The sequence below is a fragment of the Shewanella sp. SM95 genome, from assembly GCF_025653595.1.
Taxonomy (GTDB): domain Bacteria; phylum Pseudomonadota; class Gammaproteobacteria; order Enterobacterales; family Shewanellaceae; genus Shewanella; species Shewanella oncorhynchi.
In genome coordinates, this window is sequence record NZ_JAKKSE010000067.1 from 1 (window position 1) to 691 (window position 691).

General features: G+C 45.8%; 2 rRNA genes. Both read right to left on the reverse strand.

Annotated features, from left to right (window positions below):
• Window positions 1-123 (reverse strand): 23S ribosomal RNA (locus L5M29_RS23675); the annotation flags it as partial.
• Window positions 124-485: 362 nt separating this feature from the next.
• Window positions 486-691 (reverse strand): 16S ribosomal RNA (locus L5M29_RS23680); the annotation flags it as partial.

Here is a 691-nt window from a genome sequence, read left to right on the forward strand (position 1 = left end):
CCCATTCGGACATCGTTAGCTCAAATGCTTGTTACTAGCTCGCCAACGCTTTTCGCAAGTTACTACGTCCTTCATCGCCTCTGACTGCCAAGGCATCCACCGTATACGCTTAGTCGCTTAACCATACAACCCAAATGAGTTTCACTCATCTGCGCCGCATTGCGACCAGCTTGGTTTTACTTGTCTCACTTCTGACCAAAGAAGTGGACGCGCCTTAGACGTAAACTATTCARYAAAGAATAATTTACTATTGAATATTCAAGACACTTAATAAAGTGTTTRAGAWCTCATGTTCAATGCTTKCGCATTAAACGTTTTGTAATTAATCACATGACAGACTCATGCAATTAAATACTATCAGCTTTCCAAATTGTTAAAGAACAATGCGTACCGGCTCGCGGCGCATTTAGCTCTGACTTCTCCTAAGAGAAGCTAAACAAGCAATCTGTGTGAACACTCAACAAACATTAAGTTAGTCGTATAGGTAAGGAGGTGATCCAGCCCCAGGTTCCCCTAGGGCTACCTTGTTACGACTTCACCCCAGTCATGAACCACAAAGTGGTGAGCGCCCCCCCGAAGGTTAAGCTACCCACTTCTTTTGCAGCCCACTCCCATGGTGTGACGGGCGGTGTGTACAAGGCCCGGGAACGTATTCACCGTGGCATTCTGATCCACGATTACTAGCGATTCC